Below are 25,626 nucleotides of genomic sequence, written 5' to 3' on the forward strand. Positions count from 1 at the left end.
CGGAATGCTCCACAAGACCGGCCGCGCGACCTACACCCTCGCCACCTGACGAACCTCCTTGACAGCCCCGCCGATCAGCAAACTTCGCGGCCTTGGTTCTTTGAGGATTGCTCAAATGTCACTGAAGGAACCGATGCCTCCGGTGTGGGTACGGCTAGCGTGCACGTTCGCCGACGACTTTCCGCGATCGGGAGTGCAGGAAGACGAACGGAGGGAACCATGGAGATTCAGGTTTTGGGTCCGCTGTGTGCCGCCGTGAACGGGGACTTGATCGTCCTGAGGTGCCCCCCAATTGCCGGTCGGTCCAACAAGGACGGCTGGTGCGGGATGGGCGCGGTCCAGGGGTGGTCGTCATCTCGTTCGCGTTGTGCCCAGGCCCTTTCGCCGCGAGGCAGACGTGCGTTCGAGGTCGCCCGCCGGCGGCATCCGGGCGACGGATCATGGCCCTCCGCGCATGACTCGCTTCAGCCATCGTGACCGCGTGCCGTTTCCCGAGGTGACGCCGGGCACGCACGGAATGCCGGCCGCGCCTTCCCGGCCGGGGGCTGCGAGGCCCTGCCGGTGCCCGCCGGTTTCCGCACCGGCGGCGGGCTGGACTCGGCCGAGTCCCACCGCTTCTTGCCGCCCCCGCTCGAGTCCCGCTCGAGTCCTCCTCGAGACTGCCTCGACGGCCACTCGAACTCCCGCCCTCGACGGGCCGAATTCCCTCGTGCGGATGGCCACGCCCCGCATGATGCAAGCACAACCCACTGGGAGGGCAGGTAAGTTGAGTCTGAACGCGGGTGTTATCGACGGGGGTGACGGCCACGGCCACGCCGTGATCATCGGCTCGGGCATCGCCGGGCTCACCGCGGCGCGGGCCCTGGCCAACTTCATGGACCGGGTCACCGTGATCGAGCGCGACTGGGTGCCACGCGGACCCGGGCGGCGCCGGGGCGTGCCCCAGGCGCGGCACACGCACAGCCTCATGACAGCTGCCCAGCAGGGCCTGGAGCAGTTGTTTCCCGGCATAGGCCAGGACCTGACCGGCGCCGGAGCGGTGCGCGTCCGCATGCCCGAGGACATGCTGCTGCTCGGCCCGGGCGGCTGGCTGCCCCGGTTCGACTCGGACCTGTCGATGCTAAGCGCTAGCCGCGATCTGATCGACGCGGTGATGCGCGACCGGCTGCTCGCCGACTCCAAGGTGGCCTTTTTGCAGGAGCACGAGGTCGTCTCCCTGCAGCCCGGCCGCCACGACACCGTCACCGGCGTATGGGTGCGCGGGCGGGACCGGAAGGCGACCGACGGATGGGCTGCCCGGCGCCTGATATCCGCCGACTTCGTGGTCGATGCCACCGGACGCGGCTCGTGCGCCCCCCAATGGCTTGCCGAACTCGGTTACGAGCCGCCCAGGGAAACGGTGGCCGATGCCGGTACCAGGTACACCACCGTCGTGTCCGCGCCGCCCATCGGCCATGTCGCCGACTGGAAGAGCCTGTTACTCATGGCTTCGGCCGAAAATCCGGTGCAGGGCATGCTCAATCCCATCGAGGGCGGCCGCTGGTCGGTGTCGATCTGTACCAGTGACGGCAAGCGATCACCCGCCGACCACGAGGGGCTGCTGCGCGCGGCGGGCGCCCTGCGTCACCCGCTGCTGCGCGACGTCATCGAGTCCGCCACCCCGCTCGGCCCGGTCTACGGCAGCGGCCGGACCGAGAACCGCTGGCGTCATTACGAGAAGCTGCGCCGCTGGCCCGACCAGTTCGTCGTCATCGGCGACGCCCTCGCCGCCCTCGACCCGGCCCACGGTCAGGGCATGACGATCGCGGTGCAGTCCGCCCTCGTCCTCGATCACATGCTGACCAGTCATGGCACAGCGGTCGGCCTGGGTTATCGGCTGCGCCGGGCCCTTGCCCACCGCCTGGCCCCCGCCTGGCACATGAGCACCCGCAATCTGCGCGCGGCGAAGGGGGGCCAAGAGCTGCGGGCCGGAGTGCGCACCCGGCTCAGCAGGCGGTACGCGGACCGGATCGCGGCCGCTGCGACCACCGATCCGTACGCGGCGACGCTGCTGCTCGAACTGCTGCAGACGGCCGCCGAGCCCGCCGCGGCGCTGCGGCCGGGCGCGCTGCGGGCCGCGCTCCGCGGCCCGCGCGGCCCGGCCCAGGCGACGCCGCCCAGCACCACCCACGGCCAGGACGCGCTCCGGCGCCGCTCCGTCGCGCCGGACGCATCTGCCGCCGGGGTCTCCACCGGCTCTGCCGGGCGCAGACCCACCACGGGGTCCTCGGCACAGTGGCCTGCCGTGGCGCCCGCCGGTGACCGGCGGCGGCCGTGAGTGCCGCGCTCTGGAACGCGCGGCAGGTTGTAGCCGGTCGCGAGCCGCGCTGAGCGTGGTCCTATGCTTTCGGTGTGACAAGAGTGGATCAACTAGCAATTTTGCAGGAGCAGTTGAGCGAAAGGCGGGCACCGTGCACGGCCAACGAGGCTGGGAAGCATGGCCAGTTATGCACGGAGGTGGCCGATGTACACCCCGCTGACTCGAAACTCGCTCAAGAAACAGTCGAGTTAGGGTTGGGATTCGGCTTGAAGTCGGTTGTTCGGTCGAGTCGTGCGTCGATAGCGTTTCATCTGCTCCAGGGCACGGGCCCGCTTGTGCCGCGGCAGGCCGCCCCCACCACCGACCGTTCGCTGGCCGGACCGGGTGTGCCTGTGACAACCGAGCGGCGAGGGGAGGGCGCGCGGGTATGAGCACGACCGAAACAGCGCCGCAGGGTACGCGCACCGAGACGCCGAAGGGCGAGCGCATCGCCGATTGGGCGGACGAGCGGCTCGGGATCTACAACTTCCGGTTCCTGATCCGCAAGGTGTTTCCCGAGCACTGGTCGTTCATGTTCGGCGAGATAGCGCTCTACAGCTTCGTCGTGCTGATTCTCACCGGGACTTGGCTCACCTTCTTCTTCGAGCCGAGCATGGCCGAGACCGTCTACCACGGCTCGTACGGCCCGCTCCAGGGCGTGCGGATGTCGGGGGCCTACGCCTCCACAGTGGAGATCAGCTTCGAGGTGCGCGGCGGCCTGTTCATCCGCCAGCTGCACCACTGGTCGGCCCTGGTCATGATCGGTTCGCTCTGCCTGCACACGCTGCGGCATTTCCTCACCGGCTCATTCCGCAAACCGCGAGAGGTCAACTGGCTGATCGGCTTCGTGCTGCTCGTCCTGGTGACCCTGGAGGGCTTTTTCGGGTACTCGCTCCCCGACGACCTGCTCTCCGGCACCGGCATGCGCATCGCCTCGGGCGTCACGCTCGCCGTCCCGCTGGTCGGCACCTATGTGCACATGCTTGCGTTCGGCGGCGAGTTCCCCGGCCATGACCTCGTGCCCCGGGTCTACAGCCTGCACATCCTGCTGATCCCAGGACTCGTGTTCATCCTGCTCACCATCCACCTGATCCTGGTCTTCTACCACAAGCACACCCAGTTCCGGGGCCCGGGCCGCACCGAGAAGAACGTCGTCGGTGAGCCCCTTGTGCCGAACTACACGGCCAAGGCCGGCGGCTTCTTCTTCCTGGTCTTCGGGGTGCTCGCGCTGCTGGGGGGCATCGCGCAGATCAACCCGGTGTGGAACTACGGTCCCTACCGTGCCGACCAGATCTCCCAGGGATCCCAGCCGGACTGGTACATGGGTTTCCTCGAAGGCGCGCTGCGGGCCTTCCCGGCCTGGGAGTTCACCATCTGGGGCGGCTACACCGTCAATCTCGGCATCGTGGTCCCGGCCGTCATCCTGCCCACGGTGATGATGGCCGTGATCGCTCTCTGGCCGTTCTTGGAGGCCTGGGTCACCGGGGACAGAAGGGAGCACCATCTCCTCGACCGGCCGCGCGACCACCCCACGCGGACCGCGTTCGGCTGCGCGTTCGTCGCCCTTTACCTGGTGCTGTTCTTCGGCGGCGCCAACGACATCCTGGCCGCGCGCTTCGATCTGTCCCTGAACTCGATCACCTGGGTGGTACGGATCGGGGTCTTCCTCGTCCCGGTGCTGACCTACGTCATCACCCGACGGATCTGCCTGGGCCTGCAGCGGAGGGACCGCGACAAGCTCCTGCACGGCCGCGAGACCGGAAAGATCCAGAAGCTGCCGCACGGCGAGTTCGTCGAGGTGCACGAGCGCCTCGACCGGGGAGGGGAGTACGCGCTGCTGGCCAGGGAGTCCTACCAGCCGCTGCCGGCGCCCGAGACGGAACGCAACGGCGTGCCCAATCCCAAGGCCCGCAAAGAGGTGCTGCGCTACCGGCTCAGCCGCTGGCTGTACGGCAACCAGATCGCCAAGCCGACCCCGCAGGAGATGGAGCAGGCCCTGGAACACTTCGGCCACTCGGCCAACGGGCACGGCTCGGCAGACGGGCACCTGGAAACCGGCGCCCGGCGCGCCCTCAAGGAGCGGGAGCCGGACCAGGACGTGCACTGACCCGGCGGCCCACAGCCGAAAACCGGGCCAGGGACGGCGGCGCGGGTGATCAGAGGACGGTCACCCGCGCCGCCGCCGTTCCACCGCCCGCGGCCCGCGGCCCGCCGTTCGGCCTTCTGCCGTTCCACCGTCCGCCGTCCGCCGTCCGCCGTCCGCCGTTCCACCGTCCACCGTCCGCTGTTCCACCGCCCGCCGTCGCTCCGGCGGCGCACGGCACGCGGCAGCCATCCGTGACCCGACGACCGTACGGTGCCGTCGCGGCCCGCCGCCCCGCGGCACGGCCGCCCGGTAGGTGAACGTCCGCACCGCACGGGATCCTTCGTCCAACCGGCAGGGTCCGGTTCCCCTTTTTCCGGTTCCGGCGCCGTGCCGGAGTGTCCACGGAGGCCCGATGAACACCACTCCATGGCGCCGGGATGCTGCCCGGGCCGAGTCCATCACCCCGGCGCGCACCGGCCTGACGCGGGACCTGCGCGGCCGTCAGCGCCGCTACCTCGCGGCCATGCTGGTGCGCACCGCCTGTGTGGTGGTGATGGCCGTCACCTGGAACCGTTGGCCCGCCCTCGCGGTCTGCGCGCTGGTCGGCGCGGGTGTCATCCCCTACGTCGCCGTGGTGGTGGCGCAGGCCGGGTGGCGCCAGCAGCGGGGCGCGCGGCCCGCGCTGGCACGGGTGAACGAAGAGCCCGCCGCCCGCGTCGTCCTCGAACCCACCCTGATCCTGCCGCCGGAACGCAACACGGCGGACTGACCCGGCACTTCACTGCACACCGGCGACCCCACGACCTCGGCTGACGTGACTCACGTCACTTTTGAGGTGCTCTTGGCGCGAAGATGTCAACCGTGTCACTATTTCAGGCTCTCCTGCCGCATGTGTGGGTGCTTTGGCCTGGCCTGATACGTGAAACACGCCGTTCCCTGTGATCCTTGAGGTATCGAGGCTCAAGTTGGATCAAGCAGGAAAACGGCGTGTCTGTCTTCAGGATATGGAAGCGGACGCTGATGACCCAAAACATGGTGGTCGAGGGCGTCCGGATCGATGAGAACGAACAGTGTGTGATCGTGTCGGTACGGCCTGATTCCCGCCGTCGCGGCAGGTGCGGACAGTGCGATCGGCCGGCCGGTACGACGCCGGGCGGGGCAGGCGCCGATGGCGGTGCCTGGACCACGGGCCGGTGCGCGTGTTCCTGGAGGCCGACATGCCGCGGGTGGCCTGCCGGGCGCACGGCGTCGTCACGGCCGCCGTGCCCTGGGCCCGCCACGACGCCGGGCACACCCTGGCCTTCGACCGGCAGACCGCGTGGATGGCCGCGGAGTGCTCGAAGTCTGCGACCGCGCAGTTGATGCGGACCTCCTGGCGCACGGTCGGCGGCATCGTCGAGCGCGTGGTCGCCGACCGGGACGCGGCCACCGACCGGCTCGCGGGACTGGTCCGGATCGGGATCGACGAGATCAGTTACCGCAAGGGCCAGAAGTACATGACCGTGGTCGTGGACCACGAGAGCGGGAAGGTCGTGTGGATGGCCGACGGGCACGGCAAGAGTGTCCTGCACCGTTTCTTCGACGCTCTCGGCCCGGAACGGGCCGCACGGCTCACCCACATCAGCGCCGACGGAGCGCTGTGGATCGCCGAGACCCTGACCGAGCGGGCCCCCGGGGTGGTGCGGGTCATGGATCCCTTCCACGTGGTCGCCTGGGCCACCGACGCCCTGGACACCGAGCGCCGGGTCTCGTGGAACCGGGCCCGCCACCAGGCCCAGGACACCGACGGCCGCGAACGCGCCCGGGCACTGAAGGACTCCCGGTTCGCGTTGTGGAAGAACGGCGACGACCTCACCGACCGGCAGGCCGCCAAGCTCACCTGGATCGCCGCGACCGACCCCCGCCTCCACCGCGCCTACCTCCTCAAGGAAGCTCTGCGGGCCGTGTTCACCCTGGCCAAGACCCGGCCCACCGCCGCACTCACGGCCCTGGACCGGTGGATCGGCTGGGCACGCCGCTGCCGCATCCCCGCCTTCGTCGACACGGACGGGGTGCCGGCGGAGGCGGCCGAGGTGGCCAAGGAGTCCGTGGTGGCCGCGCAGGCGGTCGCAGCGCGGCTCAACATGCCGCAGCTGGCGGAGTCCGCCGAATCCGCCTTCGTCCACGGCATGGGGAGGGTGTTGCTGATCTGCGGCATCGCCGGCCTCGCCGCCTTCAAGCTGCCGGACAGCCGGAAGGCAAAGGGTGAGGAGGCGGGAGATCAGGCCCTGGCCGAGTCGCTGTCCGGCCCGGCCGATGGTGCGCGACAATGAGCCGTATGCCCTCTGCCACGTCCAGCGCACCGACGTCACCGGCGATCGCGGTCGCCGAAGCCCGCCTCGGCCTGCGCGAACGCAAGAAGCTGCGCACACGCCAGGCGATCCGCGAGGCGGCCCGTCGGCTGATCGACGAGCGAGGGTACGACAACACCACCGTCGAGCAGATCGCCGCGGCGGCCGAGGTCTCGCCGAGCACCGTCTTCCGGTACTTCCCCAGCAAGGAACACATCGTCCTGACGGACGACTACGCCAAGTCCAGCATCGCCTTCCTCCGCGACCGCCCGGCGGACGAGCCGCCGCTGGTCGCCCTGCGGGAGGCGCTGACCGAGATGGTGCGCAGGCTCGCCGACGATTTGAGCGCGGAGTACCGGTGGCGGAGGGAGCTGGTGCGCCAGGTGCCCGCGGTGCGGGCGCTGGTGGGCGAGACCCAGGACAGGATGATCGAGGCCACGAGCGCGGTGCTCGCCGAACGGGCCGGCCGGCCGGCGGACGACCTCGAAATCCGCGTTCTGGTGGGCGCCGTGATGGGCGGTTTCCACCAGGTGCTGTGGGGCGACACTCAGGAAGGCGATCTGCTGGAGATGATCGACCGGGCCCTGGCGGTGCTGGAGCGCGGCCTGACACTGTAGGGCGCCCGGCGGGCGTCAGGTTGAACCGTTCCGGGTTCGGTAGAGACTCTAGATTGTGGCTGTGACCTGCTGTTTTTGGTTGTTCTGGTAGTGGGTGGTTTCGTATTCGGCGGGTGGGGCGTGGCCGATCTCACCGTGGAGTCGGCGGTGGTTGTACCAATCGACGTACTCAGCGGTGGCCAACTCGACTTCGCTCAGGGCTTTCCAGGGCCGCTGCGGCTTGATGAGCTCGGTTTTGTAGAGACAATGCCGCGGAGTTAACACGCCGCCCGCCACGTCAAGTTGACCTCACGACGCCGGTGAGGTCAGCCACTCGGGGGAGAGGCGGTATCGTCCTGGCCCCTCCCTGACCAGCATGAACTGATCAGCCCACCGGTTGATCCGTGTGCAGAGGCTGCGATATTTCGAGGTCGCCGTGATCCCCAGTGCACGGCTGATCTCCACGGTTCGCCAGGCTCGGTCCGGATCGGTGCGTAGGAGACGGAGCGTGAGCTCCCTGAACCCCACATCCTTTGCCGTTTCTCCCTGTTCGGGAGTGCCGACCTCGCGGAGGGTGACACTCATGACAGTGATCCGCTGGCTGGTCTTGGGGCGGGTCCGCCCGGCAACGGTGTACTGGGAGATGGGGCACTTCACGAGGCGAGCACTGGTTCGCGCGCGACGAGGAGGAAGCAGGCCGGTGAGCGCGGCCCGGGTGACACCACCGGAAACATCGGCAGGCGAGAGGATCCCTTGAGCGGTGATCACCTGTTCCCGCACCGCGTGCAGGGCGATGGTGAAGCTCGCCCGGTCCGGACGGGTCGCCTCGAAGAGCCGCACGGCGGAGCGGTGTTCGACCTGGACGCCCTTGGGCCGGCCGGTGGAGCCGGATGTATGGATGACGTAGGCCAGGTCGGTGTCCGCGCCGCGTGGGGCATGCGGTGACGGCCCGTCCGACGACCGGACATCGGTGGTCACCGTTCGTACCGGCAGGTCACCGAGCCGGTCGTCGAGTTCCGGTGACACGACGATCATGGGGCATTCGGCGTCGGATATCGCCCAGCGTATTCGCTCCGCCGGGTATTCGGGATCGATCGGCAGATAAGCGGCGCCGGATTTCAGGATTCCCAGCATTCGCTGGTCCGGATCCAGGGCGCGACGGGCCTGGGCGAGGAAGGCCCGTACGTACTCCGCACCGTTGGAAGACAGGTTCAGGTCCTGCATGGCGACCACGGGTGTGGCCCCGAACCGGCCGCCCAGCCTGGCGATCGCGAAGTCCACACCGCCCTTGACGAATCCCGGACTCCGGCCGTCCCTCTCGAAGGCGTCCAGCAGGGTGGCCATGCCTTGCCGGGCGGTGCGGAACCAGGTGGGAGCGATGCCGAACCTGTCGCAGGTCTCCTCGTCGACGTAGACACTGCCCTCCCAGACACTGCCACGTGTGATCTGCACCGTTCCGCCTTCCGCGAGGCGGCCGGCCACCACATGTGCGGAGGGCGCGAGGATGAACTCGTAACCGGGGACACGGTGACGCAGGTAGTCGGTGTGCACCTCCAGCACGTAGTCCTCCCCGGTCCGCATCGCCTGGCGGGCGAGCGCGTCGAGCGCGTCGATGTCTGCCAGCGGCACCGCTGTCCTGATCCTGTTGCCGGTCAGTGCCTCGGCCGGCTTGAAGCACCCCAGATCCAGGCCGTAACGCTCCCGCAGCAGCCGGGCCGCCGTGCGCACCCGTCGGCGCATGGTGGCCTCGTCGGCGCCCGCCCGGGTGAGGGAGTAACCGGGCAGGCGCGGCAGCAGCACCCCGAACTCCTGGTGGAAGGGAGTCAGCGCGGCTTCGGCCGCCAGGGTGTCGTACGGGTCCTCGTCCGCCGCGGGGCCGGACATCCCCTCGGCGACTTCCACGGTGGGGTAGAGCGTGGTCTTGCGGTTCCACCGCTCGGCCACATCCGGTCCGTTGGCGTCGATCCGCAGCCGCTCCAGCCCCGCTGCGCGCTTCAGCCACAACAGCAGCACCCGCGCCTCCGGGTCGACCGCGAAGAGCCGCACCACAGTGTGCGGCGCCTCGCGCAGTTGCCGTACCAGCCTGGCCAGCGGTGCGGCGGGGGCGTCCGGCGGGGAGGCCACGGCCAGAGTCAGCAGGGCGTGGGTGGGGTAATAGTGGCGCAGCTCGGGGACCTCCACCGGTACCGCTTCGGACGTGGCCAAGGCCTGACGCCATGGCTCCGTACGCCCGATCACCAGGTCCCCCGGCGCGGCGAGATATACCGAGCGGGCCTCGTTGTAGGCCGAGAAGTCGTCCGGTGACCTGCCCAGGGCGAGCTGCGCCAGATCCGCCTCGTAGCACTTCTTCAGCGTCGTGGCCGATCCGAGGACGATTGCCGGCACCTCGCCGCGGACGGCCCCGAAAGGCACCAGCTCCTCACGCGCTGCGACTTCCGTGCCGGCCAGGTCGATTCCCAGCAGCCGTACCGAAATATCACCCAACTCTTCATGGGAAAGCACCAGAGGGCCGGTGCAGAAGCCCTCCCAGAGCAAGCTGCCGCCGGCATGAACGATTGTCTGTGCCAGCATCACAAGACCCCCGGCGAGAGTGAACCGTAAGTGACATAGTTGTCACACACAGCCTACGCGCGTCATGTATAGGGAGACATGCAAAATGGTTGTCCGGCAATCGAGCCGATGCATCCGGGCGAGGCGGCATCAAGACGTCACTGCTTGCCGTCACGGGTACCGGGGCCTGTCGCTCACTTTCCGATCCGGTGCAGGCCGGACGGGAACCTGTCCCATCCAGGTGAGAGGCGATCTCGACTCGGGCGAAGCATGGCCTTTGCCCTCGGACCCGCGACGGTGCCCGCGGCGACAGTGGCCGCGACCGGGGCGACGGCCCAGAGCTCGCCGGTCGCCGGCGAGCTCTTGATGAAGACCTCGTCCAGATGCCACGTGTCGCCGGGCTGGGGCCGCCGGCGGCGCAGTCCGTTGGCGTACTGCTGACCGAACTTCAGGCACCAGCGGCGGACCGTCTCGTACGAGACGATCACGCCGCGCTCCAGCATCAGCTCCTCGACCTCACGGAAACTGAGCGGGAACCGGAAGTACAGCCACACGCAGTGCGAGATCACCTCGACCGGATACTGGTGCCCCTTGTACGACGGCGACATGCCCTCCACGGACGACCCCTCCACCGTGATCAGCCCGAGGATCCTCCCACCCTGTCAGCCAACGTGACAGCGCCCTTCGCCGCCTTCCGCAGGATCTCGCGTCCTTGTGCCGACCGGATTCCGGGGCTGCGGATACGGGACGAACGCCCTCGTGCGGTCGGCTTTCGACGGGGCGCGGACCAGTTCGTCCGCGGCGTCCGGTTCCAGTCCGGCGGCCGCGAGGACCGCGAAGATCCGCATCCGGGCGTTGACCGCCATCGTCCGATAGTCACTCATCCGCTGACACGGGTCAGAGCTGACCTCCGGCATTGCGGCGCCCTCTCCACGCGCGGTCATCGTCCTGCTCCTTCATCCGCTGCCGCCCATTCCAGTCCGAGGCTGGCGAACTGCTGGAGTTTGCCGGTGCGCCGGGTCCGGTTCCCGCATCGAGCACGAACGGCCCGCGGCGCGGGCTCCGGCCCGGTCGCCGACCGTTCGTGGTCCGGTGTGGTTCAGACGCGGTGGACCGCGCGGAGGGTGCGGGCGTACAGACCGTCCCCGTCGAGAGTGGAGGGGCCGCCGAGGTCGGCCATGGTGGGGCCGTTGGGGGTCTTGCGGCTGGAGAGGAAGCGGCGTTGGCCGGTTTGGTCGGTGCCCAGGTGGATGCCGACGTGGTCGATCTCCCCGCTGTCGGCCGTGTCGGCGTCGAAGAACAGCAGGTCGCCCGGGTGGAGTTGCGGGGTGGCGGGTGGTTCGCCGACGGCCCGTGCGAGAGTGACGCCCGGCGCGTGGAGCGACTGGTCGTGGGAACGGCGGGGCAGCGCGGTCCGGGCGGGATCGTCACCCGCGGCGAGGGGGACGCCGCAGTGGTGGCCGTACACCATCCGGACGTATCCGGAGCAGTCCAGGTTGTCGCGCCAGATGCCGCTCCCGGCGGGGCTGGCGCCGCCGACCGGGAAGGTCCAGGGCAGGCCCATGTACTCATGGAAGTCCGCGCCTTCGCGCCGGGTGCCGTCGGTCGCCGTCGGTCCGTAACCGGCCTCCCCGAGAACCCGCGCGCCGTCGAGCGCGGCCGCCCGGACCTCCGGGGCGCCTGCGACGAACATGAAGGCGTACGCGAGGACGTCCGGAGCGGTCGACCCCACCCAGCCCCGTACGGTCTGTTCGAGGGCGGCGGTCCATGCGCCGTCGAAGGGTTCGGGCAGAACGCGTATCCATTCCCGGTGCGTGACGGCCGGCGGCACGGCCCAGCTCGCGGCGTCGACGCCGAAACGTGTGACGCGCAGACGTACGGGGAGGTTGGTGGTGCCGGTGGACGCGAGGGCACGTACGCCCACGCGCCCCTGGCGGGACAAGGGGTCGGTCGCCTCGGCCGTCCACGCGGTGGGCTCGGCTCCGGCCGTCTGCCAGGCGCGTGCCTGGACGAGGTCACCGGTGCGGCGTACGCGGATCGACCACGGGACAGTGCCGGAGGGGCTCGGGAGTGCGACGGCGGGGGTCAGCAGGGTGGTCGTGTCGGCCTGTTCGCGTTCGATCCGCAGTTCCGCGGTGCCGCCGGGGTTGAGGACGAGCCGGGCCCGGCAGTGGTTCTTGGGGTCCAGGTAACCGAAGGACAGGGCGAACGACAGGGCCGCGCCCGCGGGGGCCCGATCGAAGGAGCCGTCCGCGCGGACGTCGACATCCGCGATCATGTTGTCGAGGAGCGTGGCGTGACGGCTGAGGTTCGCGCTGCTCAGGACGATTGTCCCGGCCCCGGGCTGGACGGTGTAATCGGTGTCGGCGCCGTTGACGGTTGACCAGGAGCCGCCTGCGGGTGAGCTGCCCCAGTCGGTGGGTCTCTCCCGGTCGAAGAGGTCCGTGAACGGCTGCTTGTTCTCCACGAACGTCCGCTCCGGGCCTGCCAGGCGTACGGTACGTGCCCCCGTGGTCAGCAGGGCGACTTCGGTGTCGCCATCACGTACGGAGAGCCGGCCAGGTGTGCCGGACAGCGGAACGGCGGTCAGCGTGCCGAGGCTCAACGGCGCGTACACGGAAGCGTCGTTGCCGGCGATGGTGACCCCGGTGGCGGAGCCGCCCGCCGTCCCGGCGAAGGCCGCGGCGGCCGCAGGGGCCACGCCGGGAGTACGCGCGTACGAGACGGACCGGGGCGCGACGAGCGGGAGCGCCACGGCGGCGCCGAGGGAGGCGACGAGACCACGGCGCGAGAGACGAGAAGGGCCCGGAGGGAGGGCGGAATTCGGCATGAGGTTCATGATCACATCAGAGTGCGGGACTTGCCAGAGCCAGCCGCGCGCCATGGCCGGTTCCACCGCCCCCCTTTCAGGGACGCCGACGTGACACCCGGTTCGGTGTGCTCCGGACGGGAGGAAGAGGATCCCGGACGGGAGAGGTGAGAACATGACAAAGAAGCAGCATGGCGCCGCGCTGCTGGTTTCCCGGCCCGGCCGGCGGACTGGACGACGCGCCGGGACGGCGGACTGTCAGCCGCTGGTCTCGGCGACCACGCGTTCGAGCGGCCCCCGGCCGACGAGCCGACGGAAGCGAAGGCACTCGCCGTTGGACAGTCAGTCCCGGCGGACCTGTACGTCCTGACGGCGCGTTCCTGACCGAGGCCCGCATGCCCGTCCGGGATCTCCGGGGCCTTCAGAGGCCACATCCGCCCGGCAGCGGCGCAAGCGGCGCACCGTGCTCAGGCGAACGGCCGTGGGGCGGCCCGTGTCGTGGGGTGCGCTGAGCCCTGGCCCTGGCCGGTCATGGCGTTCGAGGTCCCGGCCCTCGGCTACGGCTCGATCTGTGTGTGTTCCACGTCCGTGAACTCGGCGCCCAGGCCGTGGGCGCGGGTGTTGTTGGCGCGGGATTGCATCTGCGCGAGGCCCTCGGCCGCGATCTGCTGGAGCTGGCGACCGACGTCGCCGCGGTGGAGCAGACCCGGCGGGGGTTCGAGGCTGCCGCCGCCCAGATGGCCGCCAAGCTCCAGGACAGCATCCGGGAGCGCGCCGTCGCTCACGGCCCCCGGCCGCAGCCCACCGCGGCGACGTCCACGCCGCCGCACACCCAGCGGCCCGGCGCCCAGCCCGCGCCGGGCCGGAGCACACCCACTGGAGGAGCCGCATGAGCACGCCGTCGCAGGACCCGAGGATCGAGGCCGCCGCCGCCCGGGTGCGGGAGGGCATCGAGGAGCGGGCCGCCGCGCTCGGGCCGCTGCCCTGGGAGCCGGTCTAGCCCGGCGATCCGAACACTGCCTGGCGTACCTCCACGCTCGGAAGCATTACGTCCAGCACCGGCAACACTGATTCAGGCACGGCATACAGCGCCATCCTGTACGTGCCCTGCGCTTAACGGCAGGTTGGAGGGCCCGCGGTGTGGTGTCCAGCTACCCCGCAGGCCCTCCCCGCTCGCTCGTTTGCCGCAGCAGAGAGGATGAACGTTGTGACATCGGACCATGACCACTTGTGGCGTTGCTGTGCGTTTCTGGGCCGGTCCATCCTGCCGTTGATGGACCAGGAGCCGTGGCGCCGGACCAGACGCCACGAGGCTTTCCACGGGCGGGACATCGACCTCGAGCAAGGCGAGCATCTGCTGGCGACCTTCGCCGCCCTGGCCCTTCACGCCGTGTTGGCCGACGCTGTCGCGGCGGGCAGTCCCCTCTCCATCGAGACGCTCCACGCCATTCCTTTGCGTACCGTGGCAGATGCAGCGACAGGAAAACGGGACTACGAGTTCCTTGCTGGTCTGCCAACCAGTTTTGCCGACGAGGCCGATGAGACTGCCGTCAACACTTTCCGGCTGTTTTCCTATCAGACCGGAGGGACCGGCCTTTGGCTCTTCTACCTGAGCAGGGAGCTCCGCCACGTCTTGGTCACCCTCGTCGAACGTTCTCGGACGCCAACCCCAACCTGCGAGGATCTCAGCCGATGGGCAAACGAAGCTGGCCTGCAGTTGTAGCGGAACCGGCGCCTCAGTAGTTCTTTCCGGTCGATCCTCCGTCGCCATGCTCCTGCCGCTCTACCGTGTTGCGGAATCCCTCGGCACGCAGAGGGCACGGAGGGGCTGGTCCGTGGCCTCGCAGGTCTACTACGCAGGCGCCGAGGCGGATGCACTCCGAGGAGGACGCCCCGGTCGTGGCGTCGATCGACGACCGGGAGGGATTGAGCAAGCCATAAGAAGACAGGGGGCAATCCGATCCCGCCATCGGGATCGACGCGCGCCCGGGTATGCGCCGCATCCACGGCACCCGGTACGCCGGCGAACCGGGACGATGCGCACCGGCCGCACCTTGGTGCGCGCACCGCCGCATCGGATGCGCACCACGGTGCGTTTACTGGTACGCGCCCGTTCCGAAGGGCGCCTCGCCCGCCGCCATTGCCACGTACTCGTTGCGCATCGCCTCCAGGGTGCGGGTGACGTTCTGGGGTTCGTCAGCAAGGACCCGGGCGGTGAAGTGCACGATGCAGCGGGCGATGGTCGGCGCCGCGGTTGCGGGGCAGAGGTGGTCCCACTCGCGTATCGCCATGAGGAAGACCAACCGGGCCCCCTTGTCCGGCTGCCGACTTGGATGGCGGACCGAGGTCCCACTGCCCGCCACGGGCACGTGGAACGCTGCCCGATCTTGGTGGCTAATTCCAACTTCGTTATAACCAGGAAGAGTTGGGATGCTGAGGGGGTGGCCCTGGGGTCGGTCGTGGGCATGTCCGTGTGCGGGGTGGCAGCACGGCGAGGCTGCGGTGGATCATGAGCGTTGGTGATCTCTCGTGCGTCGTCTCGGATCGGAGTGTGTCGTGTCGGTGCAGCCGCAGCCATGGCCTCAGCCGGATCCGCAGATCGCGGCGGCGATCCGGGCGATGTACCGGGGCAAGCGGGAGGCCCCGCTGGCGGTGCAGGTCCGCGACCGACTGGGCGAGCTGTTCCCGGACGCGGCCTTCGCCGACGCGTTCGGGCGGGCGGGTAAGCCGGGCTGGTCGCCGGGCCGGCTCGCGCTGGTCACGGTGCTGCAGAAGGTCGCGAACCTGACGGACCGGCAGGCCGCCGATGAAGTCCGGGAGAACCTGTCCTGGAAGTACGCGCTCGGGCTGGCGATAGACGATCCGGGCTTCGACCACAGCGTGCTGTCGAAGTTCCGCACCCGCGTGGTCGCCCACCAGCTGGAGGAGCAGGTGCTGGACCTGCTTCTGGACAAGCTGCGCGCACTCGGCCTGGTGCAGGCGGGCGACAGTCAGCGCACCGACTCCACGCACATCATCTCGGCCGTGCGGGACCTGAACCGGATCGAGTTGGTCGGCGAGAGCGTGCGCGCGGCGCTGAACGCGCTGTCGGCCGCCTGCCCCGATTGGGTCGACCAGGCGCTGGTCGTCGCAAACTGGAGCCGCCGGTACGCGGACCGGATCGACACCTGGCGCCTGCCCGCCTCCAAGACGAAGCAGGACACGCTCGCGCTGCACTACGCCCAGGACGGCTACACGCTGCTGACCGCCCTGTACGCACCCGCCTCCCCAGCGTGGCTGCGCGAGCTGCCCGTCGTGCAGACCCTGCGCACCGTGCTGGTGCAGAACTACACCCGCGCCACCAGCGGAGGCGGCCGGATGCGGACCCGGCGTCGCGAGCGCGCCGAGGACGGGGGCGACGGGCTGCCGCCCGGCCCGATACGCCTCGCCTCCCCCTACGACACCGACACCCGCTGGTCGGCCAAGCGCGACCTGTTCTGGAACGGGTTCAAACTGCACGTGTCGCGGCCTGCCACCCGCAGGCCGACGGGGACCGCCCCGCACGCCCGAACATCATCACGAATGTGACCACCACCGTCTCCACGCTGCCCGATACCAAGGCCCTGGAGCCAGTCCACCAGGGCCTTAAGCGCCGTCGGCTGCTGCCAAAGCGGCACTACCTCGACTCCGGCTACCCCAGCGCCGAACTGATCGTCTCCTCCGCGCGCACCTACGGCATCGCCCTGGTCACCCCGGTCCTGCTGGATACCTCCCGCCAGGCCAAGGCCGGGCAGGGCTTCGCGGCCCACGATTTCACCATCGACTGGGAGGCCGAGCGGGCCACCTGCCCCGCCGGGAGGACCAGCGTCACCTGGAACCCCGTCGTCCAGGACGGCGTGCCCAAGACCGTCGTGAGTTTTGCCGCCACCGACTGCATCCCTTGTCCCTTCAAGGAGCAGTGCACCAGCGCCAAGCAGAACCGCCGCCGACTCAGCCTCCAGCCCCGCGAACTGACCGAGGCCGTCCGCGACGCCGGCGCCCGGCAGCAGACTGGCGACTGGAACCGCGACTACGCCCTACGGGCCGGCGTCGAGGGCACCATCCGCCAGGCCACCCACACCACCGGACTGCGCCGAGCCCGCTACCGCGGCCTGGCCAAGACCCACCTCGACCACACCACCAGCGCCACCGCCCTCAACCTCATCCGCGTCGTCGCCTGGTGGAACGGCCACCCCCTCGACCGAGCCAGCCACAGTCACCTCGCCAGACTCCAACTCTCCCTTATAGCTTGACAGTTGGAATTAGCCACCAAGATCGCGCACCGTCGGGATGACGTTGCTGGCAGACCTGCATGATCTCCAAGTGCGTGCGGCTGCTGAGCAATCAGTCTCTCTGCAGGCATATCTGCGGCGGACGGCGAACCCGACGGCAGTCGTCGAGACGGCTTGGCCGGTCATCCCGCGAAGTCGATAACCCGGCTGGTCAGGGTTCTCCGTGCGCGAGAGCCTGCAGGTGGGAGAGGGTGATTCGGCGTCGGGTGGGGTCGACGTCGAGAATTTTTACGGGGAGAGAGCCGCCGACGTGGACCACGTCCTCGGGCCGGCCAACGGGGCCTTCAGTCAGCTCGCTGTTGTGTACGAGTCCTTCGAGGCCATTCTCTCTGTCTTCGATACGGACGAAGGCGCCGAACGGCACAAGTTTGGTCACGACACCGGTCACGACCTGGCCGACCCGCTCTATGAACTGCAGCATCGGGTCCTCCTGCAATGCCTTCAAAGACAGCGGCACACGCTCTCTCACCATGTCGACGTCGAGGATCTCAGCCGAGATCTCCTGCCCCACGGTGACGACATCGGAAGGGCGATCGGTGTGCCTCCAGGACAGCTCTGGAATGTTGATCATTGCGGTGAAGCCGCCAATGTCCACGAACGTGACACCGAAGCTGGCGATCTGCGTGACCATGCCAGTGACGATCTGCCCGCGGCGGAGACTCTTCAGAAAGGCCCAGTTCCGGTCGCTGGGGGTCTGCTCGGTCCTCCACCGGGCCCGCAGAACGCCGTCACTGTCGGGCATGACAGCGGTGAACAAGGGGCGACGTGCGTCGACGTCCAGGGACAGGGCCGCAGCGGCCTGAGCACCCGCCACCTGCGTGGCCAGTGCCCCGTACTCGGTCTCGTCGATGATCGTGCTGGTGATCGCGCCGTTCCCGTCCTCCCAGACGAGCTCCACCGGGCCTTCGTCGGGGAGCGTGGCGAGAACTGCATCGACGTCGGTGGACAGGTCCGGCCAGACGGTCAGCTGGGCACGGGGTGTGAGCCGGGTGCGTACCACGTCGAGGGTGTCCTCGGTAAGACGGTGCCAGCGGGAGGCATTGTCGATGTAGCCCTCTTCCAATATTGCCGCTTCCCACATGGCGATGGACCAGCGCAGGCGGGCCCAGAAGTCCTCGTCGGCGGGGCGCTGTACACCGGGTTCGTCGGAGTCCGCAGCGTAGGGGGAGGCGTGCAATCGTTCCGGGAAGAGCCCGAGCGCCCGGGTCCGCGCCAGAGCGCTGCCGCAGGGCTTGTCGCTGCTGACATATACGTACTGGTCCCACCCGACGTGCACGGCGAACACGTCCTCGACTTCCAGACGGCACCAGGCGCCGTTGTCGCGGAGCATGGCTCGGACCAGTTCCAGACCGACGGAGAGGGACACCTGTGCTCCGTCGTGGAATCCGGTGAGGTCGGGTGGGAAGAGCCCGGCCAGGCCGTGGCCGTCGACCGCTGGCTCCAGGCCGAAGTGGACGAGGCCGGTGATCTGTGGCTCGCGGATGGCGAAGGCGTCGATACCGGTGTCTTCGGCGAAGACGGCGATCGCCTGCAGGTAGGCGGACTCGATCGCTCCGTGGTCGCTGGTCGAGTCCTCAGTGCCGATGTAGCTGCCGTGCTCATCGCGGTCAGCAGGGTCGTACTTGGTGATCCGGTAGACAAAAGGCGGCACACTGCTCCCCGTGGTTGTTGATGATGCTTGCTCAGCGGTCGATCTCGTGATCGGGAGCATAGGGCCGGATGGGCCAGCGCATCACTGCCCGATCTGCCTTGCCGCCTTCGAGGATGACCATGGAGATCACCGTCTGCAAGCGGGATACCGCGCTGCATCAAGACGAGTGGATCAGCGGCGATCGATGCGAGTGACGCGATCGCTTCGGTCGGCCACCTTGGAGAGGCGCTGATTCTCCAGCGTGAGGAGCTGAACTTGCTGTGCGAGGACGTTGATCGAGGAGCGTAGCTCCCGCACCTCGCGTGCATGCTCTCGGCGGAGCCGGCGCTCTGTTGCCCTCAGGGCCTGGACTTCCTGCCGGAGCGAGGCTGACGGTGTGGCTGCATCTTCTCGACCAGCTACGAGGCTTCGGAACTCAGTCAGAACATGAGGGTGCCGGTACGCGCTCGCTCTGCTGACACCTGCCTCGACGGCGAGAGCGGCGATGGTCAGGGAACCGTCACTACGGGTGGGCTCTCCGCGGAGCAGACGTTCGGAGGCCGCGCGGAGAGCTGCTTCCGTGGGGTCAGTCGTTGGCACGGTCGATACCCTCGATCACTTGGGTGATGTTGCCGAGGTGCCCTCGCAGAGCCGTTCGCTGAAGATCGGAGAGGCCCACGAAGGCCAGTGCGCGCTGGGTGTCTCCGCGTGCTGCCTCCCACCCGCTGCGATGCCGGGTCGTGATGGTCGAGTTCCCGCAGCGATCGGGACGGCAGCTGTTGAGCAGAGGCCGGTCCTCGCCGCTCGGCGCGCGGCACAGGGTAGGTGCAGTCTGCGGTCTGTGACAGGACGACCTGGGCTGCTGCCCCTCACACCGGGGCCCGCGCCACCCCCGGGTGCGGGCCCCGGTGACGCCCGGCGGAAGGAGACGACGGTGGTGCCAGGCCCGACGCCCACACCCGTCACCCCGGCCGGCTGACGGGCGCCGCGCCCTCCGGTGGAGCCGATGCTCGCCCAGGCCCGCGAGACGGTGCCCGCACCGGGTGCGCTGCCCGGCGGCCTTGCCTTCGAGGTCAAGTTCGACGACTACCGTGCACTGCTGTTCACCCCGACCGGGCCGGGCCGGGGAAGTGACCAGCCGGGGGCAAGCCGCGTCCGGCTGGTCGTCTCACTGAATGTCAGACCTCGGACCGGCCGAGACGCTTCGCGGATGCGGGAGGCATGCCCAGGTCCGGGTCTCCGGGCGTTCCGAAGAAGTGGGCGTCCCACGCGATCAGTTTGTCTCGTAGGCGGGCCAATTCACCGGCCAGCTCCCAGACGTCCTCGCTGGATACCAGGCCGATCTCTGGGCGGCTGAGCCCCTTCGTCCCTTTGACGGTCCGCCACCCGTAGACCTCATCGTCGTACACCCAGCAGCTGTGGATGTATCGGTTGCGTTCCTCGAAGCTGGCCGTGCACAGATCCAGGTCGTGCAGCAATGCGGAACGGGCTTCGGCGGGCACCCGATCTTCGGGGATCGCGGCCAGCCGGGTCTTGGCTTTGTCGATGAAGTGCGAGACGGGGACGCTGGGCTTGTCTGTGTAGGGCAGTTCGACGCCACCGAGGTGGGCGTAGAGGCCGTGCAGGATGTACTCGGTCTCGGCAGCGCGCTGCACGAGAGCTCCCAGGCCAAGAGTCAAAGCTGCCTGTTCCTCGCTCATCCCTTCAAGTAGCTCGGCTGTGCCGGGAGGAATCTGCAGTGCCTCGGGCTGGGGGCTTCGGCGGGAGGCGGGATGGTCATGTGAGATCTCTCGACGCTGTTGTTGGGGCGGATAGTCCGACTGCCGCCAGCGCCAAAGGGTTGCAGGGAGAAGCTGAAGATCCCTGGAAGGCGTTACGGGATGTTGATGCGGCTGGACAATCTGTTCCGGCCTGCTGACGGCCTGATCGAAGCGGAACTCCCGCTCGAGCGCGAACCGTACGAGTGCCTCGTCAAGGCCGTGCTCGCCTGGACAGGCCCGGACACGCTGACGACACGCGACTACGAGCAGATCGGCCTCCAGCTGACCGGCCACGCCCGCGCGGTCGCCGCCGACGTACGGCGCCGCGCCGACCAGCTGCCGGCGGACCCCGGGCGCTCGCCGACATCGTCCTCGCGGAGGCGGACCGCCGACTGTCCACGACGCTGAAGGGCACCGTGCGCTGCGTCCAGAACCGCGCCCGGCTCGTCCGCGCACTCTACGAACGGCTTGACCGCCTGGAGGCCGCGCCCGCCACCGGGGCCGTCGTGCACCCGGGCGTGTGACCCCGGAGGCTTGCCCGATCCCGGCCGCGTGGATGCCGTACGGCGGGGCGGGAGTTGCACCGGAAGGGGACTCCACATGTGTCTGCACCGTTGCTTTCAGCGGGGGACCGGAGGTACTGCCGGAGGTGTGGACCCCCTAAATCGGACACCGCTCATTTCCGCAGGTCACCTTGACCAGCTGCGCACCCACGGTCCTCATGGGCCGGTGTGGTGGCGCTTCGGCCGCAGCCAGTGGCAGCCGATCACCGACGCCCTGACCAACACCGGGACCAAAGACGAGTACTACGCCCGCCAGGACCAGCGCCGCCAGGAGCGCGAGATGGCCCGGGTCCTGGAGCAGGAGCAGCGGCGCGAGGAACTGGCCCGTTGGGAAGCGGCCTGGCAGTGCCCGTCCTGCCAGACCGATGTGGAACCCGGCACGGTCGGCGAGGACGGCTACCGTCCCGCTGCTGGCGGTCTGTGCCCGGCCTGCGAGCACAGCCGTCGCGAACGGGCGGGGCGGGAAGTCGCGGCTCAGGACGCGGTGGCGCCCAACGGGATCCTTGCCCGCCTCCGCGCCCGCGTCGAAGAGCGGTAGCGCCTGGCGCTGGGAAGTTGAGTGGGGATACCGTCCCTCCGCTCACCGCGTACATCCGGGCTAGCGAGACGGGAAGGTGCACGCGAGGAAAACCAGTGCTTGGCGCCCCGCAATTACGACACCGGCTCCAACCTGGCGGATGGCCCACTGCTGGCTGATGGCCATTGGGCAGGGCGGAGGCTCCGTTGGCACCGGCCCGTGGCCACCGACGACGCCCCAACCATCGGTCCACGGGCCGGTCCTCAGGCGCTCCGGGATCGGAACCCACCCCGGCCGACCGTTGCCCCGGTAACCCGTGGCGGCCCGGCACTCCGGCCCTTCACGGCCTAGACGGCGGGGGTCTCTATCAGGTGCCCTGGCGTCCCCGCAGTTCCTCCACAGCGGCCCGGGCTGCAGCGCCGATCACCGCGTCGGCGCGCGGGAGCTTATTGTCGGATCGGGCAGCCTGGGTGAAGACGACGGCGGTGTAGGTGCTGCCGTCGGCGAGTTCGACTACGCCCGCTTCGTGGCGCAGTGCACCGAAGGTGCCGGTCTTGCCGTAGACGGTGACGTCGTCGTAGGGGAATCCGGAGCCGAGCCGGTGCGTCCACGGCTGTCTGCGCATCACCTCGCGTATGAAGGCGCAGCGGTCGGCGGAGGCGGCCTGTCCGGTCCAGATCGCTCGCAGGAGCCGCGCCATGTCCGCTGGTGTGGTGGAAGCCTTGTACGCCGGGTCGTACACGCCTGGCGGCACGACGGTGTCGTTGTTCGCCACGTGCGCCAGGGCCGCGTCCAGCGAGTGGGCGCCCGTTTCGGCGACCAGACGGCTGAACGTGTTGACGACGCCCCCGTGGATACGGGTGTCGGGCATGCCCAGGTCGCGGCACACGGCGTCGACCACGTCCGGGCCGACCGCTCGGAGAACGGCGTCGGCCGAGGTGTTGTCGGAGATGGTCATCATCAGCACCACCATGTCGCGCAGCGACAGGGTGACAGCGTCGTGCAGGATGGAGATGCCGGTCGGGCCGGGAATGCGCTCGTCGGGTTCCAGCGTCAGCCTGCGACTCGGGTCGATCAGCCCCGCGTCGGCAAGCCGGCAGAAGGCGACCATCAGAGGCACCTTGTAGACCGAGCCCATGGGCAGCTGTTCGTCGGGATCGATGGTCACCTGGGCCGACGGGCGGTGTAGTTCTGCCACGTGCAGCCAGCCGCGGACTCCCGCGTCGTCGAACATGCTGCGGATGGCAGGCTCCACGCCGCTGCCGCGCCGCGTTCCGCTCACGGTGCCACCTTCCGGGTCAGGGCGTCCTCCAGCAGTTGCGCTGTCTTGGCCGTCTCCTTTGCACCCGGACGGCGCGGGTCCCAGGCCACCCTCAGCCGCAGGGGAAGCGATGGGTCCGTCGCCGTTCGCCGTTCGACTCCGGAGGCCGTCAGAGCGTCGTCCGCCGTGACCAGCACTGCCTGACCTGACGCTACGAGTGCGAGGCCGGCGCGCTCATCGGAGACCACCACGGTTTCCACCCGGCGGCCGCGGCTGGACAGGGTGTCGATGAACAGGTCATGGGCCGCGGGGGCTTCGGCGCGGGGACGTACGGCAACGGGCAGGCGGGACGCCAGTGTGTCACCGGCGTCCACGCGACCGACGGGGGCGAGGATCCAGGTCGGCAGCAGAATCACGCGGCCGGCGGCGAGGCCGTGCAGCACGGAGGGATGCCGGATCACGGCGATGTCCAGCCGCCCGGCCGCAACATCGCCGAGCAGCGCGGCGGTCGATGCCGTCACCATGCCGATTCGCGTCCGTTCACCTGCCCGGACCGGCGCGGCTGCCACGTCGGCCGCGAGGGTCGTCGGCACTTCGGGAGCCAGCCCGAGCCGCAGGCGTCGGCCGTCGGCGTGTTCGCGGGCACCGGTCTCACGGAGTTCAGCGAGCGCGGCCAGGGCTCGGCGGGCGTGCGGGACTAGCAGCGTCCCCTCCTCGGTGAGGGACACTCCTCTCTCCCGGTCGAACAGTCGGACGCCGAGCAGGGTTTCCAGCCGGCGCAGGCCCTGCGACAGGGGCGGCTGGGTGATGCCCACCCGCTGCGCGGCGATCCCGAAGTGTTCCTCCTCCGCCAGCGCGATGAAGATTTCCAGGTGCCGTTCCGTCAGCACTCTGTACCTCCTGACGTGCGGCGATATGGCTTGCGAATCATTCGCATGCCGAGATCGTATTCGACATGCGGTCCGGTGGCGGGCTTGACTCCCGACGGGGGTTGGCCGCGTCGGCTTCGGCAGGGCCGTCACCAGGCTGCTGTCGAGCGCAGGCACCCCCGCCGACGCCGGGGGGCCGTCTCCGGCGAGCCGATCAGGCCCGACCCGGAACGGAGAGCACCTTGACGCGTACCGACAGCCGGAACAGTTCCGCCCCGCGGGGGCGGTCGCGGCGCGTGCGGCGACCGCTTGGCATCGTCGTGACCCTTCTGCTGCTGGCGGGAGGCGGATATGCCGCCTTCGGTCTCGTGGGCGGCGATGCTCAGGAAGACGATGCGGAAGTGGCGTCCGCCCGCGAGCCCTTGGCGGCATTCCTCGCCGCGTGGGCCGGGCACGACGCGCGGAAGGCGGCGAGCTACACCGACACACCTGACGACGCCGCGTCGCTCCTCACGTCGGTACTGACCAACCTCAAGCCCTCCAGGACCACCATCGTCGACGGCGAGGGCCGGAAGAGCGACGAAGGGGAGGTGCAGTTCCCCTTCACCGTGACCATGGCCGTACCGGGCGCAGGCGACGTCACCTGGCGCTCCCGGGCGCAGGTGATCGACACGTCTGGGACGTGGAAGGTCGAGTTCACTTCGCCGGTGATCCATCCGGAGCTGAAACCGGGGCAGACACTCGCGCTCAAGAGCGGCAACGACAGGGCGAAGGTGCTCGACGCCAAGGGCGACCCGCTCCGTGCTGACAGTCTCGTGGGCACCGTCGACCCCGTCAGCGGCAAGGGCACATCCGGTCTGCAGGCCCGCTACGACGACGTCCTGTCCGGGGGCATGAAGGCACACAAGACCCTGGTGGTCGCGGACCGGCAGAGCGGGCGCGCCGTCAAGGACCTCACCGAGGCCGCACCGGCCGAAGGCCGTCCGGTGCACACCACCATCGACCCTCGCGTCCAGGAGGCGGCAGCCGATGCTCTGACCGGAGTCGAGGTCAATGCGGCCATCGTCGCCATAGACCCGCGCAACGGTCACATTCTTGCCGCCGCCAACCGGCCCGGCGGTTTCAACCGTGCCCTCGAGGGGCGCTATCCGCCCGGTTCCGTCTTCAAGGTCGTCACCGCAGCGGCTTTTCTGGAGGGCGGCATGAAACCCGGAGACCCCGCGGCCTGCCCGAAGTTCGCGCGTGTCGACGGACAGCGCTTCGAGAACCAGAGGCAGTTCGACCTCCCGGCCGGTTCGACCTTCGCAGACGCCTTCACCCAGTCCTGCAACACCTACTTCGTCGACGCTCGCGGCCGGCTCTCTGACACCGGCCTGCGCGACGCGGCCCAGGCGTTCGGTATCGGCGGCAGCTGGGACGTGGGCACGATCACCTATGACGGCAGCGTTCCCGTCACGACGAGCGACAACGAAAAAGCCGCCGCCACCATCGGCCAGGCACGCGTCCAGGCGTCACCGCTGGTGATGGCATCCGTCGCGGCCACCGTCAAGAACGGGACGTTCAGCCAGCCGGTACTGGTGCCGGACGCAGTGAAGAAGAAGCACCAGGCACCGGTGGCGCTGGACCCCGAAGTCACCCGCGCGCTCCGCGAGATGATGCGCGCCACCGTGACCTCCGGCTCCGCCCACGCGCTGAAGGACCTGTCCGGTCAGCCTCACGCAAAGACCGGAACCGCTGAATTCGGCAGCGACAACCCGCCGCGCACCCACGCCTGGATGATCGGGTACCAGGGCGACTCCGACCTCGCGTGGGCGGTGCTCCTCGAAGACGGCGGTTCCGGTGGCGCCGACGCGGGCCCGGTCGCCGCGCGGTTTCTGCGCAATCTGGCCCGCTGAGAAGAGGCCGGCCGGGTCCGAACGACCACTTCACAGGTCCGAACGACCACTTCAGAAGGGAAAGCCCGCGCATCATGCACACCCGAACCCCCCTCTCCCGTCGTGCCGCACT

At 69.3% G+C, this 25,626-nt stretch carries 19 protein-coding genes and 4 pseudogenes; 13 read left to right on the forward strand and 10 right to left on the reverse strand.

Features of this window, described 5'->3' with window-relative positions; translation table 11 throughout:
• Positions 1-766: 766 nt before the first annotated feature.
• From ACWD6R_RS32120 to ACWD6R_RS32140, 5 genes and pseudogenes are all read left to right on the forward strand, one after another.
• A complete protein-coding gene (locus ACWD6R_RS32120; RefSeq protein WP_451821924.1) occupies positions 767-2,317 on the forward strand; it encodes an FAD-dependent oxidoreductase in 1,551 nt (516 codons plus the stop codon).
• 409 nt (positions 2,318-2,726) lie between these two features.
• Positions 2,727-4,445: a cytochrome bc1 complex cytochrome b subunit gene (qcrB, locus tag ACWD6R_RS32125; protein WP_451821925.1), complete on the forward strand. Its 1,719-nt coding sequence runs from the start codon at positions 2,727-2,729 to the stop codon at positions 4,443-4,445.
• Between the two features lie 391 nt (positions 4,446-4,836).
• A complete protein-coding gene (locus ACWD6R_RS32130) occupies positions 4,837-5,193 on the forward strand; it encodes a DUF3099 domain-containing protein (RefSeq protein ID WP_451821926.1) in 357 nt (118 codons plus the stop codon).
• A 251-nt stretch (positions 5,194-5,444) separates the two neighbouring features.
• Positions 5,445-6,736: pseudogene (locus ACWD6R_RS32135) on the forward strand (ISL3 family transposase).
• Positions 6,737-6,741: 5 nt separating this feature from the next.
• Complete coding sequence (locus ACWD6R_RS32140; RefSeq protein WP_451821927.1) at positions 6,742-7,371, forward strand: TetR/AcrR family transcriptional regulator; 630 nt, start codon at positions 6,742-6,744, stop codon at positions 7,369-7,371.
• A gap of 48 nt (positions 7,372-7,419) precedes the next feature.
• Here the strand turns inward: ACWD6R_RS32140 and ACWD6R_RS32145 are convergent, their stop codons facing one another.
• The 5 genes and pseudogenes from ACWD6R_RS32145 to ACWD6R_RS32165 form a co-directional block, all read right to left on the reverse strand.
• The gene (locus ACWD6R_RS32145) at positions 7,420-7,647 is read right to left on the reverse strand and encodes an IS3 family transposase (protein ID WP_451821928.1); all 228 of its coding nucleotides are present in this window, start codon (positions 7,645-7,647) and stop codon (positions 7,420-7,422) included.
• Positions 7,648-7,659: 12 nt separating this feature from the next.
• Complete coding sequence (locus ACWD6R_RS32150) at positions 7,660-9,834, reverse strand: AMP-binding protein (RefSeq protein ID WP_451821929.1); 2,175 nt, start codon at positions 9,832-9,834, stop codon at positions 7,660-7,662.
• A gap of 424 nt (positions 9,835-10,258) precedes the next feature.
• Positions 10,259-10,508: pseudogene (locus ACWD6R_RS32155) on the reverse strand (IS6 family transposase); the annotation flags it as partial.
• Between the two features lie 54 nt (positions 10,509-10,562).
• On the reverse strand, positions 10,563-10,844 hold the full coding sequence (locus ACWD6R_RS32160) for a hypothetical protein (RefSeq protein ID WP_451821930.1): 282 nt from the start codon (positions 10,842-10,844) through the stop codon (positions 10,563-10,565).
• Positions 10,845-10,999: 155 nt separating this feature from the next.
• Entirely contained in the window at positions 11,000-12,730 is a 1,731-nt protein-coding gene (locus ACWD6R_RS32165; RefSeq protein WP_451821931.1) for a C40 family peptidase, read from the reverse strand.
• Between the two features lie 554 nt (positions 12,731-13,284).
• Between ACWD6R_RS32165 and ACWD6R_RS32170 the strand changes: the two genes are divergently transcribed.
• Positions 13,285-13,602 carry a hypothetical protein gene (locus ACWD6R_RS32170; RefSeq protein WP_451821932.1) on the forward strand — a complete coding sequence of 106 codons (318 nt, stop codon included), beginning with the start codon at positions 13,285-13,287 and terminating at the stop codon, positions 13,600-13,602.
• Between the two features lie 380 nt (positions 13,603-13,982).
• The gene (locus tag ACWD6R_RS32175; protein ID WP_451821933.1) at positions 13,983-14,432 is read left to right on the forward strand and encodes a hypothetical protein; all 450 of its coding nucleotides are present in this window, start codon (positions 13,983-13,985) and stop codon (positions 14,430-14,432) included.
• 373 nt (positions 14,433-14,805) lie between these two features.
• On the opposite strand, the gene ACWD6R_RS32180 is transcribed toward ACWD6R_RS32175, so the two are convergent.
• Positions 14,806-15,000 (reverse strand): hypothetical protein, encoded by a 195-nt coding sequence (locus ACWD6R_RS32180; protein WP_451821934.1) that lies wholly within the window; start codon positions 14,998-15,000, stop codon positions 14,806-14,808.
• Between the two features lie 265 nt (positions 15,001-15,265).
• On the opposite strand from ACWD6R_RS32180, the gene ACWD6R_RS32185 reads away from it, so the two are divergent.
• From ACWD6R_RS32185 to ACWD6R_RS32195, 3 genes and pseudogenes are all read left to right on the forward strand, one after another.
• Entirely contained in the window at positions 15,266-16,276 is a 1,011-nt protein-coding gene (locus ACWD6R_RS32185) for a transposase (RefSeq protein ID WP_451821935.1), read from the forward strand.
• Positions 16,273-16,980: a transposase gene (locus ACWD6R_RS32190; RefSeq protein WP_451821936.1), complete on the forward strand. Its 708-nt coding sequence runs from the start codon at positions 16,273-16,275 to the stop codon at positions 16,978-16,980. The genes ACWD6R_RS32185 and ACWD6R_RS32190 overlap by 4 nt, the downstream gene beginning before the upstream one ends.
• 40 nt (positions 16,981-17,020) lie before the next feature.
• Positions 17,021-17,161 (forward strand): annotated as a pseudogene (locus tag ACWD6R_RS32195) (3'-5' exonuclease); the annotation flags it as partial.
• Positions 17,162-17,170: 9 nt separating this feature from the next.
• On the opposite strand, the gene ACWD6R_RS32200 reads toward ACWD6R_RS32195, so the two are convergent.
• Positions 17,171-18,670: a S1 RNA-binding domain-containing protein gene (locus ACWD6R_RS32200; protein WP_451821937.1), complete on the reverse strand. Its 1,500-nt coding sequence runs from the start codon at positions 18,668-18,670 to the stop codon at positions 17,171-17,173.
• Between the two features lie 1,157 nt (positions 18,671-19,827).
• Complete coding sequence (locus ACWD6R_RS32205) at positions 19,828-20,304, reverse strand: hypothetical protein (protein ID WP_451821938.1); 477 nt, start codon at positions 20,302-20,304, stop codon at positions 19,828-19,830.
• Between the two features lie 231 nt (positions 20,305-20,535).
• Between ACWD6R_RS32205 and ACWD6R_RS32210 the strand changes: the two are divergent.
• Both ACWD6R_RS32210 and ACWD6R_RS32215 read left to right on the forward strand, forming a co-directional pair.
• Positions 20,536-20,933: pseudogene (locus tag ACWD6R_RS32210) on the forward strand (restriction endonuclease).
• 205 nt (positions 20,934-21,138) lie between these two features.
• Positions 21,139-21,510 (forward strand): hypothetical protein, encoded by a 372-nt coding sequence (locus ACWD6R_RS32215; protein ID WP_451821939.1) that lies wholly within the window; start codon positions 21,139-21,141, stop codon positions 21,508-21,510.
• A 346-nt stretch (positions 21,511-21,856) separates the two neighbouring features.
• Here the strand turns inward: ACWD6R_RS32215 and ACWD6R_RS32220 are convergent, their stop codons facing one another.
• Both ACWD6R_RS32220 and ACWD6R_RS32225 read right to left on the reverse strand, forming a co-directional pair.
• Positions 21,857-22,771, reverse strand: a complete 915-nt coding sequence (locus tag ACWD6R_RS32220) for a serine hydrolase (RefSeq protein WP_451821940.1) — start codon at positions 22,769-22,771, stop codon at positions 21,857-21,859.
• Positions 22,768-23,640, reverse strand: a complete 873-nt coding sequence (locus tag ACWD6R_RS32225; RefSeq protein ID WP_451821941.1) for a LysR family transcriptional regulator — start codon at positions 23,638-23,640, stop codon at positions 22,768-22,770. Before ACWD6R_RS32225 ends, ACWD6R_RS32220 begins: the two co-directional genes overlap by 4 nt.
• A gap of 275 nt (positions 23,641-23,915) precedes the next feature.
• On the opposite strand from ACWD6R_RS32225, the gene ACWD6R_RS32230 reads away from it, so the two are divergent.
• Positions 23,916-25,514 carry a penicillin-binding transpeptidase domain-containing protein gene (locus ACWD6R_RS32230; protein ID WP_451821942.1) on the forward strand — a complete coding sequence of 533 codons (1,599 nt, stop codon included), beginning with the start codon at positions 23,916-23,918 and terminating at the stop codon, positions 25,512-25,514.
• Positions 25,515-25,626 lie beyond the last annotated feature (112 nt).

The sequence above is a fragment of the Streptomyces sp. NPDC005151 genome (genome assembly GCF_053599875.1).

Excerpts from the sequence above, each read along its gene's own strand:
- qcrB (WP_451821925.1), top strand. The coding sequence starts at position 2,727 with ATGAGCACGACCGAAACAGCGCCGCAGGGTACGCGCACCGAGACGCCG.
- ACWD6R_RS32130 (WP_451821926.1), top strand. The coding sequence starts at position 4,837 with ATGAACACCACTCCATGGCGCCGGGATGCTGCCCGGGCCGAGTCCATC.
- ACWD6R_RS32140 (WP_451821927.1), top strand. The coding sequence starts at position 6,742 with ATGCCCTCTGCCACGTCCAGCGCACCGACGTCACCGGCGATCGCGGTC.
- ACWD6R_RS32160 (WP_451821930.1), bottom strand. The coding sequence starts at position 10,844 with ATGACCGCGCGTGGAGAGGGCGCCGCAATGCCGGAGGTCAGCTCTGAC.
- ACWD6R_RS32165 (WP_451821931.1), bottom strand. The coding sequence starts at position 12,730 with ATGCCGAATTCCGCCCTCCCTCCGGGCCCTTCTCGTCTCTCGCGCCGT.
- ACWD6R_RS32175 (WP_451821933.1), top strand. The coding sequence starts at position 13,983 with ATGGACCAGGAGCCGTGGCGCCGGACCAGACGCCACGAGGCTTTCCAC.
- ACWD6R_RS32180 (WP_451821934.1), bottom strand. The coding sequence starts at position 15,000 with ATGGCGATACGCGAGTGGGACCACCTCTGCCCCGCAACCGCGGCGCCG.